The sequence below is a fragment of the Arthrobacter sp. JUb119 genome (assembly GCF_024807995.1).
GTDB lineage: Bacteria > Actinomycetota > Actinomycetes > Actinomycetales > Micrococcaceae > Glutamicibacter.
Map to the genome: position 1 here is coordinate 1,136,125 of NZ_JANUFE010000001.1, position 12,883 is coordinate 1,149,007.

At 51.7% G+C, this 12,883-nt stretch carries 9 protein-coding genes and 2 pseudogenes; 3 read left to right on the plus strand and 8 right to left on the minus strand.

All coding sequences use genetic code 11. From position 1 onward, the window contains the following. Positions 1-78 precede the first annotated feature (78 nt). From M2368_RS05375 to M2368_RS05410, 8 genes and pseudogenes are all read right to left on the minus strand, one after another. Positions 79-5,085 carry a glycosyltransferase gene (locus M2368_RS05375; protein ID WP_498724122.1) on the minus strand — a complete coding sequence of 1,669 codons (5,007 nt, stop codon included), beginning with the start codon at positions 5,083-5,085 and terminating at the stop codon, positions 79-81. A 2-nt stretch (positions 5,086-5,087) separates the two neighbouring features. Further along, positions 5,088-5,657, minus strand: a complete 570-nt coding sequence (locus M2368_RS05380; protein WP_498724123.1) for a hypothetical protein — start codon at positions 5,655-5,657, stop codon at positions 5,088-5,090. Continuing rightward, on the minus strand, positions 5,657-7,471 hold the full coding sequence (locus tag M2368_RS05385) for a hypothetical protein (RefSeq protein ID WP_498724124.1): 1,815 nt from the start codon (positions 7,469-7,471) through the stop codon (positions 5,657-5,659). Before M2368_RS05385 ends, M2368_RS05380 begins: the two co-directional genes overlap by 1 nt. 66 nt (positions 7,472-7,537) lie before the next feature. Further along, the gene (locus M2368_RS05390) at positions 7,538-7,945 is read right to left on the minus strand and encodes a hypothetical protein (RefSeq protein WP_498724125.1); all 408 of its coding nucleotides are present in this window, start codon (positions 7,943-7,945) and stop codon (positions 7,538-7,540) included. A 959-nt stretch (positions 7,946-8,904) separates the two neighbouring features. Continuing rightward, on the minus strand, positions 8,905-9,186 hold the full coding sequence (locus tag M2368_RS05395) for a peptidoglycan recognition protein family protein (RefSeq protein ID WP_498724126.1): 282 nt from the start codon (positions 9,184-9,186) through the stop codon (positions 8,905-8,907). Between the two features lie 200 nt (positions 9,187-9,386). Further along, a complete protein-coding gene (locus M2368_RS05400) occupies positions 9,387-9,689 on the minus strand; it encodes a putative phage holin (RefSeq protein WP_498724191.1) in 303 nt (100 codons plus the stop codon). 40 nt (positions 9,690-9,729) lie between these two features. After that, a pseudogene (locus M2368_RS05405) lies at positions 9,730-9,888 on the minus strand (hypothetical protein); the annotation flags it as partial. A 57-nt stretch (positions 9,889-9,945) separates the two neighbouring features. Then, on the minus strand, positions 9,946-10,161 hold the full coding sequence (locus tag M2368_RS05410; protein ID WP_498724127.1) for a hypothetical protein: 216 nt from the start codon (positions 10,159-10,161) through the stop codon (positions 9,946-9,948). A gap of 1,449 nt (positions 10,162-11,610) precedes the next feature. On the opposite strand from M2368_RS05410, the pseudogene M2368_RS05415 reads away from it, so the two are divergent. The 3 genes and pseudogenes from M2368_RS05415 to M2368_RS05425 form a co-directional block, all read left to right on the plus strand. Then, positions 11,611-11,754: pseudogene (locus tag M2368_RS05415) on the plus strand (DapH/DapD/GlmU-related protein); the annotation flags it as partial. A gap of 11 nt (positions 11,755-11,765) precedes the next feature. Beyond that, positions 11,766-11,948, plus strand: a complete 183-nt coding sequence (locus tag M2368_RS05420) for a hypothetical protein (RefSeq protein ID WP_498724128.1) — start codon at positions 11,766-11,768, stop codon at positions 11,946-11,948. Between the two features lie 714 nt (positions 11,949-12,662). Continuing rightward, positions 12,663-12,809, plus strand: coding sequence for a hypothetical protein (locus tag M2368_RS05425; RefSeq protein ID WP_498724129.1), 147 nt, complete (start codon positions 12,663-12,665; stop codon positions 12,807-12,809). Positions 12,810-12,883 lie beyond the last annotated feature (74 nt).

Sequence of the window (12,883 nt, forward strand, 5' to 3'; positions counted from 1 at the left end):
GAAAGCAGGTATTTGTTGTTGCGGCTCAGTTCTTTCGAATTGACCCGCAACAACAACTACGAGGGTCCGCTTTGAACCTTAGGTATTTTGACGCACAGAAATACGTTTACCGTCTTGCACTGACTCAGGGCTAGCCAGAATTGAATGTATGGCTGCAAGCAAGGGGTGCAAAATCTTTTCCCCGCTTAGGCCCATCGCATCGATTGTCTCTAGAACTTGCTCATGTTCGGCAAGTGATTTTGACCCCTGTATGAAGCGCTTAAGGAATCCAAGTTGACCCGTGGCTAGATAGTCAATAGCTCCCTGACCGCCTTTGTACTCGCTTTGCGCCCGTGTCTTGAGCAATTGTCGCATAACTTCCAGTCGCTCCGTCACCATAAATTCAAAGGTTTCTTCACGACGGGAAATCGAGTTGAAACGCATTACCCTCATATAGCTCGATTCAGGTACATCTGATGCAGACGTCACAAACATTCCAGGTTTTTTCAGTAACTGAGCCATGAATGCCACATCCTCGCCACTTCGCAAGGAAGAGTCGTATCGACATTCATTAACCAGCCACGTTGGCAGCAACTTTGCACCATTCATACCTAGCGCGCCGGCCCTTTGTGCGAGTGGAAGAACCCTTCCCCCAAGTTCAGTAACTCGCCGGGTAGTAGGTGTGTCGCGGTTGATCGCCCATGTTTCCTCGTCAACATCAGACAATTTACCTAGGACAACGGTATGACGTTCTGCTCTCGAATAAAGGGACAGAAGGAAATTGGGTTCCAAGTAGTCATCATCATCGACAAAAGTTACGAACTCCTTCGTAGCTTTTTCGATTCCGCAATTACGAGCTAAGGCAACTCCGGGGGTCTCTAGAGTGACGATCTCTACGCGGATGTCATCATTTTCTGCAGCCCAATCTTCAAGTACGGTAGCCGTTCCGTCATCAGGTCCATTGGGAACGAAAATTAACTCAATCAGAGATGACGGAAGCTTCTGCTCAAGAATTGATTCCAAGAGACGCGGAAGTCGCGCGGCGCCCATGTAGGTCGCCACGATAATCGAAACACCTGAACTGCTAAAATCTGAAAGCGCAACAGCGCCGAGATCCTTTGCTCTTACTTGTGCTGTTGATCGTGCGCATGTAACCCTCGCACCCGACTCTGTCTCAAGCTCGATCTCCTGGAATGTCGGCTCAGCCTGAATAACCTTAATCCTCGCGGCATCCGAAACACGGTATACAGAGAGCAAGTCTCGGACTAATAGGTCGTCCACTAAGACCTGGCTGTCGATCTCAAGGGCAACTAACTCCGTGCTGGCACGGCGGTTCGGAGATGCTTGGCCAATCAAACTATCCGATAGTTGAGCGGCTATGATTCCCCGCGGGTGAGAAACTGCAAACCCTGCAGCTCTGAAAATGTAAACAGCAAAATCTAGCGCCGTCCTACCTTGGCTGAGTTCGAAGCAATTGTTCCAGAGTGCTTCATTTCCGTCTCGCCGATCGTTACTCTGCTCGAAACGCAAGATGGAATCGTTGTCACCGATGAAGTTCGTGTCGGACCATCGATTATCCGTCCTCCAACCGGCCAGGACAGGTTGCGAATGAGCCAAACCTGCTGCGAGGGCTTCCGCGAAGTCATTCGGCTCGTTACAGACGTGAAGTGCTCCGACGTCCGATAGCGACATTTTTGGAAGCACTCCGTCTACAGCACTGCCTGAGGCATTAACCGCAACCTGATTTGAGTTGGGGTTCAGCCTCATATAGGAAATCAAAGATTTCCTATCGCTTGAAACTAGAACATCGCATTTACGTGCTAGTTCCTTGCCATGAGGTAGGGTCTCAGGATCTGTTCGCGAAATGAAAATTGATCTCGCACCCATCAACCGGGCATGAATAATGGCTTTCTGCACCAGCGCTAGCTGCGCGGGCGCACACAGCTCGGCCGAAGCTGCAAATCGCGACTTCGGATCCGCTACGTGTGCATAGTCAATTACGAACATGTCTGGAGCCAAATCTAGCACTTCGAACACATTCTCGGCGGTACAAACGGTCACTTCCGCAAGCAATGACACAGATACCAATGACGCACCATCGCCAATGTACGCAACCGATAACGGCGTCGTCTTTTCGCCTAGAGCGTCAGAAGATTCCCGAGTGAGACTGTCAACGAGATTCGCGGTAAGTTTCGAGTCAAGCGGCAAGTCAGTACTAAGTGCGACTGCCACACAATCGCTACTTCCGCTGTCCAGAAGAGCGTCAGTATTTGCCAAGACCGCTTGGTAAATCTCGTGAACTGGATCGTCGTTGCGAATCTCAGCAAAGGTAGACAGGAACTCTGTAGCCAGCTCACTTGATGAAGGCTGCCAAACAAATGGAATTCCAACTCGTCGTGCGGCAAGTAGGGTCGCCAAAGACTCGAGTATTCCACCCGTAGATATGGCAACGCTAGCCGCGGTATTCCGGAAAATCGATGCGATTTCCGAAGCCGTCTGAGCAAGGTAGAAATTGCTCCTGAGCGAGCCGTCAAAGGTTATCTCGTAGTCGAAACCGACGCTGCCGCTGTCGCGTCCGCCTTCAGCTTGTGAAACAGTTTCTCGTCCAGGAATCGGGATTTCAATCCCAACACGAGAAATTGCGAAACCTTCAATGAGTTGCGCAATATCCTTCTTCGAAGTCTGAAGGTCAGAAACAACGACAGCTCTACTAGGTGAAGTTTGATAGACACAGCCTGCAACGCGTTTCAGCAACAGAGATTCCAAGCTCATGGCGGTTTGGAAGATGCCACGAATCCAGTGTTCCCATTGCTTCAGTTCTCCGGTGTCATTCGCTGTAAGTTTCATATTCGCGTCTAGCAACGAAATCGAAGTGGCGTAGTCATGTACCTTCCACGACTCAGAAACCACATTCAGCAAACTCACGGCAGAAATACTTGACTCGTGTTGCTCAATTAAGGCTTCGAGACTCTGGTTCGCCGTAGATCCGGATTGGGCAAATTCTCCCACAGACTGCTGGCATTTGTGGATGAGACTGATCCATTCAGATTTAACAACTGATCGCGAATAGCGAGTCGCAAATTCTTGAGCCTGCAAGGCACGGGCAGCGTAGGCTCGCTCATCCGAAATAGTACTAAGTATTAGCGCGGCGGCTTCTTTAGCCCCTGAAACAACAAGATCACTTGGGTAAATCTCAGTGGCACCATCACGATCCCAAACTATTGGAAGCGCCCCACTTGCCATGCCTTCAACTGGCGCGAGGTGGAATGTCTCCCTGTAGCTCGGAGAAAGCATCCAGCCAATCTTCCTGAACCAACCCGCCATGTCTGGCCCAAAACCTTCAAAGGCAATGTGTGCCCGAAGATTTTCATTGGCTGCAATGCGGGCGTAGAAATCCCGATACGCGGCTTGGTGAGCTTGCTTTTTCCACTCCCACGAGTAGTTCCACGGTTCATGTCCACGCATGTGGAGCACGAACCGATCGTCATGCTCCAATAGCTCTTCTAACAAATCCAGAGCACGATCAGGGCGTTTCAAAATTGGCACATAACCAGCCATGCCAAGGTGGAACTGAGAACCATCGAGCTTCGGACGTGCCAGATCTCCGAAATCTACGGTGTTCGAGACAACTGAGGTCTTCCAAGCAGGCCACCCCTTAGTCTCAATGGCTTTCTGGCGATAGAACTCGGAAACGAAGACAACTTGATCAACATTCGCCATTTCAAGTTGGTCGATCCAAGGTTGAAGTAGTTCGTAGCCATGGAGCCGAACGATAAGTTTCTGTCCTGCGCGCTTATTTTGCGAGTACCAGATGGCGTTAAAGCTCGCGAACTCACAGATAACGACATCTGCCCACTCTATAAATGGTTTGCTCTGTGTCGCGTTTGGCTGAGAGTTGTTCTTCCAAAGATCAATTCGAAGCGAAAAATCCGTCGACTCGTTGAGCAGTTCGACGAGGTCTCCAGCGAATTTGAAATCGGCTCCAGCAAGAACGATATTCGTCGTGTCGCCCGCATGTGAGGGTTCTTTTTGAGCTCCGATTGTGTCTGCTAGTCGAGATTCTAGAGCTGCGTTATAACTACTAATATCGTCAATATTTATTCCCAGACCATTTAGCTCTCTTTCAGGTGCAATTTCTTGGAGAGTGCCCAAATGGCTATGGTTCAAAAAGCTATCTACAGAGATTGGGACGATCCCCTTCGACAGATAATCGAACACAAGGAACTCAACTATCCATTTTTCAGTAGTCTGAGAAGGAACAAGCCCTAATGTAATTTCAGATGCATAGCCCTGAATCTTATCGGTACAGATCAATCCAGGGATCGCTGCGGCAACGGCGGTGGTGGGAGAACTTTGCAGTTCATTCCAAGTTTCGGAAGTCCCATGGAATACAAAGTTGAGTGGAGAATCGGCATCTTTTGAAAATTCGGAGACTTGGGCTAATTGACCGATGTACGTTTTGGGGTGAACTAACCCAGGAAATACGATTGTGGCATGACTAGCGTCAATGTAGGAGCTATCGATCTGTGGGATATTCTCAAATCGGTCAACTAGCACTGGCAAGTAGGTCCTGCCATTCGCTGCCGTCGAGCTGCTCTCCAGAATTGACCTTTTTGCTTCGCTGAACACGAACACTTTGCGCGATCCGAGGTAAAGCCCATCAATGGCAGTCTTATTAGTCCACGTAGCCCGGTCGATAGCCTCAGCACAGTCATCGACAAAAGCCCAGAATTTACTAGCAATAGCACGGCCACCTGCGATTCCGCGGCAAAGGGTCCATCCAAATGCGAGCACAATGTCATATCGGCCTTGTGCACCGTAGCGAACTGCCCGCTGAGCCAGAATACGCGCACGGTTCTTATCCGAATCCGCGTCGATAGGAGCGTCGGTAAGGACGTCGACATCAAGATTCAGATACTCAGTTGGGAAGGCTTCAATGCGTCCGGCAGGGTGGATTACTACTATTTCCGCCCCAAAAGTACGTAAGGCGGAAATCTGCTGAGCAACAAGTTGTCGATAAATTTCTAGATTGGCTGATTCCTCATCAATCGCGCACAAGATGGTCTTGCCTGTCAATGGGCCTAAATTGTTAAGTTCATTGTTCACTATTAGTCCTCCAGCTCGAACCGTGCGTTTACGAAGCTCATGATGCAAGCGAAATCCGCCGAAAGCTTGGCTTGCTCTTCAAAATCTTCTATGTTGCTGTATGGGAAAACCACATCGCATGCACTTTGGATTCGGATCACAGAAAATGGCTGCTCAGTGACCGGGCAATCAAGAAACCACACAGGAACGCCATTCTGTCTAGCTGTGCGACATAGTTCGTAGACTTCTTCGCGCAAATTTATCGAACTTTCAGCCAGGGTTCCAAACCATGGACCTTCTGTGAAAGCAGCTCGATCGATGAGGACTGTACCGGAAAACGTGTTCGACAGGATCTGGTGGCTCAAACCAGGAGTGGCGGAAGTAAAATCGATTCTCTTCGAGTTCAAATAATCAGCAAGACGGTAGCTAACCAACCCGTAGAAATTTTTTTCTGCTCCGTGCGACAGGCTGGTGCCTAAGATTCTGGGGAGGGATAAATTTAGGACGTTCTGCGGTACCTGCGGTGTTGAAGCTCGACCGATCTTTGTCAGTACCTCTTCTAGACCCTCTGTACTTGGCGTGGATGCGGTCATTATTTATTGCCTAGCTTCTCTTCGATTATGCGTATTAGCCCATCAGTGATTGCAGGAATGTCTCCGAGCGGCGTGTGGACCGTCGCTGGTTTGCGTGAGAGACTGCTGCCGTCTTCCACGAAAGCCCAGGATTTAGACTCGGAGCCAGCATAATCACTCCATTTGGATGGGAGGTACGGATTAACCGAATGGTGTTCTCCCGACCGTGCGTCATTAACCAGCAAGTAATCAAACTTTTTCGTAATACCCAAAAACTTCAGATATGGAAGTGATCCGTTGAGCGTCACTTGGTGCTCGATGCCATGAGCACCAACCCCACTAATGGCTCGGTCTACTAGATCGTTGTAGGCTTGCGCCGACATGCCTCGGGGACGCGCCCCGGAACCGCTAACCGGAATATAGTTCGTGAATACGTGTAGGTGGACCAAAGAACGGTACTTCTCCGGAAGCATCCGAATTGCTGTAGTAACTTCCGTCAATCCTCGAGTGGCGTAAAACTCGCCAAAATATGCCAGATTGATCAGGTTAGAGTCGACTTTGTAGTCGACCTGTTCGGCTCCATAAAACTCGGGTGGAAGAGTTGGGTGATTTCTCACGGTCGACTTCGCCTCGACGCGTAGTTTTAATCGGTCGCTATAAATATGACTCAACATAGTGCTCTTTTGGTGGTCATTCGTGAACACAATTTCGTCAGCAAGCGCATACGCAATTATTTCGGCAAGAGAAAAAATTGTACGTTCTGATTCAGGGATGACGCCGAAATCACCTTCAACAGATTCCAGCAGGTCACTGACAAATTCGTCCGCTAACGGAGCCCCTCCGCGAGGCAATCCCTCGACATCGAGTGAAAGCGGATCAGAGAATTCAGCCACCCATTTAAGACCGGGATTTTGTTTCTTTATTAATGCTCCCGCATAGTGCGAGGGTGCCCACATTGCACGAGTATAAAAATAGTCATATCGACTACCAGAATCGATTTTATCCTGTGCCAGCCTTGATGCCCGGAGGGCATAGGCCTTGAAGGCGCTCCAAGTTGCCCATGACGGAACCATAGGGAGGAAATACTTGCTGTAGACATAAGGTGCAGCGATTCGTTCAATTGTGCCGTCGATCTTCTTGCGGTGAGCGAAGCTGCAGGCTATTACATCAAATGAGTCGCCACTGGCTCGGATTCTTTTGGAAGCGACAACCGCTCCAGTATCCGTATACGGTGAAAAATTATACAAAACGGCAAGTGCGTTCGGTTTCGAGTGCAGACGAGACCACTCAACGTCAAGATTATTTGCGGTTGCCAGTTGGTCGTTAAACCGAATTCGTTCATCTTTTGAAAGCTTCGAACGGTAGTCTAAGATTTCTTTGTACAGCGCATCTGCGATTGGACGATACAGCTCGATAGTCCCAGAGGTCACGAATTCCCGGGCGCGCATGAGTGAGCGTATGTCCACAATGTATTTCTTGGCGACATCGATAGTGGATTGATTCGAGTCCGTCAAGATTGTCAGCGTGTCGACTCTGGCTTCGATTGATGCCTTTTCAATGAGCACGCTGGATTCCGAACGCAAGTAGAGTTCAAGGGCTATAAAACGGTGGTGTGGATTCCAAGATGAGTTTCGCATGAGCCGGTATTCATCCGCTTTCATCCGCAGCTCTATCCCCAGCTCTTCGCCTCTCGACAGACCACTCGTTGACAGAATCGACGTTACGACTGCCGACGGCGGTAACGCCGTAGAGGGTGCACTGTCGGACTTTCCTACTTCTCGCTCCTCTGCCACAGTTACCTGCGATTTCAGAAGTTCTATGGTTACAACGTTCATGCGGTGCACTCCCTGAATGTCTGCTCAGCCCCTTAAATATCTGCTGTCTGTTATTGAGAGAAGGGACTATCCGCGGTGATTGTTCTTCATGAATTCAGAAATTTGCGCCTGCAAGAAACGAATCTCTTCAACCGTCTTGAGATGGAGTTCGCGAGCTACTGGGCTTTGTTCTCGTGACATTTTTTCTGCAGCAGCTACCAATTTCTTAGATGCGTCCTTCGTGGCTTTATCTGAGGTAGGGGCTGAGCCCAGATTTACGCTCCGGAGTTCTTGCCTGATCACTGTGCGAGTGTCGTGAATTGATTGCTTCTGTCGAAGAATAACGGCTACCCAAGCCATCAAAGATCCAAGTCCAAGTAGCAGCAGCGAAACTTCAGTGCTCAAAAAAGAAACCAAGGCCCCAGCTAGCAGTAAAAGGGCAGCCGGTACCGGCGAGACCTTGGCGATTAGTTTCAAATAAGAACTGCGTGGCACGGGGCTACTCCCAAAAATAAGATGGCACTGACTCAACCAGTATATCCATCGTATGGGCGCGGCGCCGTATCGACCATGCAGGTCACTGCCAATTCTCCCGTAACGCGCTCCCCCGGTTGCTCCGAACGCAGTTTTAGGAATCTCATCAGTGTGAAAAAGCATTGATTCGAGTGGTTTGGAATTCCTACAAGAGGTACGATCTGAATCGTTCCTGGTTTCATGCCGTTCCTTTTTGAGAGAATGGAACACATACCCAGCCAGTACACCCCTAAAGTCAAGGGCCTCTCCGTCACCTAGCCCTGGACCGCCTGGACCGCTACAAGTCCGTCTACGGCGCATGCCAGGACCTCGCCCCGAAGCTGAACATCGGTGATGCCCGGTGCCACTCGGCCCGCGGCTACCCGAGGCCGGTGAAGTTTGAGGAACTCTACTACGATGAAATGACCGGCAAGTTACCCGATGTTGCCGCTAGTAAATTCGCGGCATAATCTCCGGGACAGTTCAGCGTTTAGCATCGTCGTCCCTGGTGTCGTACAGCTTCCGTTGCAAAGTCTTGATCGATTCGTTGCTGGAGTTTCCATCGAGCTTGAATCGCTTTGTGACGTAGTAGCCTCGCCCAGTGCGGGAGTCATCTAACCCTGCAAGCCACTACTGAGGCGCTAGGCCAAGTCGTGCGTCCTTGTAGCGAATCGCCGAAACGAGTTCGCACCATGCAGCGTCGGATTCCACAGTGTGCTTGTCAGGGGCTTTGAGCAGCTTCTCAACCCACGAACCTGACTTATCCTTGACCGGCTTCGGTGCAGGCTTAGACGGCTTGCCATCAGACTTCACATCCACATCGCCGTTGGCGGCTTCCCAGATGCCGGAGATCTGTAAGATCCTCGCGTCTCCGGGGCCGATCTTGCCACGCGCCGAACTGCATTTGATACTACCAGGCTTATAGGACGTGTCAGGATGCCCTAACGTCCTGCGAAGTTACCCTCGACACCGAGAAGCTGCCACGACGGGCCAGCCGAGTTGTCGCTGCTCTGGGTGTTCTTGGCGATCTGGTTCTTGATTTCATGGGTGTCTTGCGCCCGCTTCACCAACGCTTCATCTTGTTCGTCAGTCCGCGGTTCGCCGCCCGGGTTCCTCACTCCGCTCTGAGTCTCCACGCTAATGGTATTGTCGTTGCCGTTCATGTCCGACGCGGAACGGTACTTGGTGTCGATGTACTGCTCTGAAGTTTCGTCTTTGGCCACATAGAAGTGACTGCAAGCTCTGTTAGAGTGCGAAAACATACCGTACAGGCTAGAGGCCTCAGACACCGCCACATGCCGGTTCATGCGTCGCCAACGAGCAAACTTCATCTTGTTCCACTTTGGGATGAGGCGCTGTTATGCGCCCGGGTAAATGGCCATGCTTGCCACCTTTCGGGCATAAGAAAAGGACTAGCGGTTTGCTATTCCTTGTTGTGTTTGCGTTGTTCTCGAATGATCGTGACGCCGAGAACCGCCAACGCGACTTGAAGTATCTCGAAGGGCGTCAGGTAGATCCATGGCCTGCCAGGGAACATCGGCCAAAAATTTGATGTCGTGGCCAACGGGAGGATCGCCCACATGACGCCCAGTAAGCTCATGAGCACCCGCCCGGCATGGGATCTCGCCCACGCGCCATGTCTGACTCCGTGCCAGCCGATCATGATCACTAGCGTCTGTAGTATGGTCAAACCGATCAGGATGCCAGTAATTGGTCGTATCGTCATGCTGGTCTTCCCGGACAGAGCGGTGAGAGCTCTCACTGAAATGATTTTCCTTGTTGATTTCGAACAGCTTCGCGGACTGTTTCGCGATCTCGCGCTGATGGGTCTTCGCGGCAGCCAGCTCAATGTCGGCTTGGGCCTTCGCGGCCAACGCTTCTTCAGCGTCGCGCTCGGTCTGTTCATGCCGATTCCAGAACCTCATGACTGCTTACCAGCCTTACTGGCTTCTTTCACGGTTGACATGAGCTTAGTGACCGTCTCAGACACTACGAGCCTGATCGCGGATCGCCTCGGCCAGTGTATGGATGTTTTCTTGCTTCTTCTCAGCGGTTGCTTGCCAGTCGTCCCGTGCCGTCGCCATGACTGCATAGGTAGACTTCCGCACGATTCGGCCGGTCAAGATAAGGCGCACCGCGAGCATAAGCATCCCGGAGGGTGCTTGCGCATCTATCGCTGCCCAAGGTATAGCGTCCATTTACGCCTCCTCCGGTTCGCTTTTGGTTGGAAAGACATGAATAGGACATCGCCCCCCATTTCCAGTTTCTGATTACGGCTGGTTTACTAATTTAGTGAACTACTTTTGGAGTGAAAAATGAAACGAATCCGCAAAGTTGGCGTTTACAAAGATGTGAAGCCGTATATTTACCAAGGGCTCCAAAGTTTTTTGGAAGCCGAAATAGTATCTGGAATTCACTCATTCCAAGAGCAGGGCCGGATGATGGACCTCCTATACGAAGAACGTGCAAGCGATGCACTTCTTGTTTTCTTCACTGCGGCGGTTCAACCACAAAATTCCTACCCGTACTTCTCCGGACGTGGCGTAGCAGCTGGCGCGGGCATTTCGTTGCTAGCGTTCTCTGATCCTTCCATTGCGGTTGACGGGAACCTGTCCACGAACTGGACTCTTGGCGATGCTGCGTACCAGTATCATCGCGATGTTCCGTCGATCATCAGGAAGGTAGCGAGTGGTAGGCGCATTATCTTCGTTGGTGCGTCAGCGGGAGGCTTCCCATCGTTGCATTACGGTTCCCTGTTCCCAGACTCAGTGAGTCTCGTGATGAACCCGCGAACCAACGTGTTCACGCCGCCAACTCATATCCAATTCAGTAACCGGCATCTTTTCCCGGGAATGTCGCCTCGTGAAATTGCTGAAATTATTCCGACGCGACTGGGCGAAGCGAAGAACACTGTCGTGTACTTCCAGAATTGTTCTGATGACCGGTACTACTCTTCACACGCGATCCCGTACCTGACTAACCAGGTGAATACCGGCCGAGTTTATTGGAAGCTTGGCGAATGGGGTGACGGGCATGTTGCACCTGGCTCGCGTGAGATTGCGGAGACGATCAAGAACCTGTCATCGGCTTCTACTTGGGCAGAAGGAGCCGAAGCTTCTGGGGCGACGCTACTGACCAGCATCTACGACATCACCGATGCCCATGGCCGGATGGGATACGGTTCAACCACGCTCACCGCCATTGCCAGCGACCTAGTGACAGTCGGAGGGCTAGAAGGCAGGTTGCTTGATCTTTCCGAAAAGTTCAAGGATCTTGAAGCCGAGAACCGGACCCTTCGCGAAGACGTGGACTGGATCAACCGACCACGGACGGCAGCTCACATTCCTGCTGGTTGCAAGGTCGGCAAGGGCGCAAACATCGCACCGAACGTGGTCTTGATGGCAAACTCGAAAACCAACCCCATCGAGATTGGCGCGAACACCAAAATTCTTCGTGACGCTGAATGGATTGGACCTATCAAGGTAGGTTCCGGCTGCTACTTCAACAAGGGCTCCTACGTTCGTGCGGAGGTCACTATCGGAAACGACGTGCTTGTTGGGCCGTTCGTAAAGTTCGTGACTGATAGCCATAAGTTGGGTCCGTCGACGAAACGTGGCGGCACGGTATTTCGTACGCCTATCAAGGTGGGGAATGGTGTGTGGATCGGTGCTGATGTTACCATCGTTGGTAGCGTGACAATCGGCGACGGCGCCATTGTTGCGGCGGGCTCCGTGGTCACCAAGGATGTTGCCCCGAACACCCTCGTTGGCGGTGTTCCAGCAAAGCACATCAAGGATCTGCCTTGAGTGAGGTAGATCCTCATATTCAAGCGATTCTAGTTGAATCGTACGGCGAACATTCTTCTGAGCAAGCGATGGAACGCCGACACGAGCTGATCAAGCGGCACATTTTCGAAAGGTCCATGCACGAAACGAATCCGGTCATCTCACGCCCAGTTGAGGAGATCAACCAAGATCTGAAATAAGCGTTGGGCTTGTCAGACGAACTTGGATAGCAGGGCGCTCGCAGAGGCAAGAAACATCCTCCGTGAGCGCTTCTGCCTCATCCTGTGGTGGTTTGATCCATGCCAAGATCTTTCTCTTAATCGTTCCTGGTTTCATGCCGTTCCTTTTTGAGAGAATGGAACACATACCCAGCCAGTACACCCCTAAAGTCAAGGGCCTCTCCGTCACCTAGCCCTGGACCGCCTGGACCGCTACAAGTCCGTCTACGGCGCATGCCAGGACCTCGCCCCGAAGCTGAACATCGGTGCCGAGACCCTGCGTCGCTGGGTCTCCAGGCGCAAATCGATGCCGGGGACCGCACCAGAACCACCAGCGAGGAACTCGCCGAAATTAAAGCACTCAAGGCCAAGGTCAAAGTCTGGAAGAGAGAGCAATGAAATCCTCCGGCAGTCAGCGATTATCTTTAGCCAAGCGAGCTCGCCCCTCGCCGGCACTAATCACCGAGTTCATCGACCAGCAGCGCGAGTGCGGCTACGCAGTCCTGTCCGTTCTGCCAACCCCTGACCGACCAGGGTTTGAAGGTCTCTGCGCGCACGTATCTGGGCTGGAAACAACGCCAACCGGCATCCCGGGCCATACCGACGCCCAGATCCTCAACGCTCCTGCATGACCTGCAGCAACCCGATCCGAAGACCGGCAGGCCTCGACCCGAGGTACTGTATGGACGGCGGAAAATGCGGGCATGGCTGCAACGCAACGGCTTCCCCGAAGTCTCCAAGCACACCGTGGACCAGCTGACGCGTGACGCGGGAATGAACGGCCTGGTCCGGGGCCGACTGACCGTCACCACGATCCGGGCCAAGGACACTGTGCGGGCCTAGGATCTGTTGAATCGCAACTTCTGCACTGATGCACCTGACAAGGTTTGGATCACCGCTTTCACTTATGTTCCTAT

Bases quoted from the DNA above. Each gene is read 5' to 3' on its own strand.
- M2368_RS05380 (WP_498724123.1), bottom strand. From the start codon at position 5,657: ATGACCGCATCCACGCCAAGTACAGAGGGTCTAGAAGAGGTACTGACA.
- M2368_RS05385 (WP_498724124.1), bottom strand. From the start codon at position 7,471: ATGAACGTTGTAACCATAGAACTTCTGAAATCGCAGGTAACTGTGGCA.
- M2368_RS05400 (WP_498724191.1), bottom strand. From the start codon at position 9,689: ATGACGATACGACCAATTACTGGCATCCTGATCGGTTTGACCATACTA.
- M2368_RS05410 (WP_498724127.1), bottom strand. From the start codon at position 10,161: ATGGACGCTATACCTTGGGCAGCGATAGATGCGCAAGCACCCTCCGGG.
- M2368_RS05425 (WP_498724129.1), top strand. From the start codon at position 12,663: ATGCGGGCATGGCTGCAACGCAACGGCTTCCCCGAAGTCTCCAAGCAC.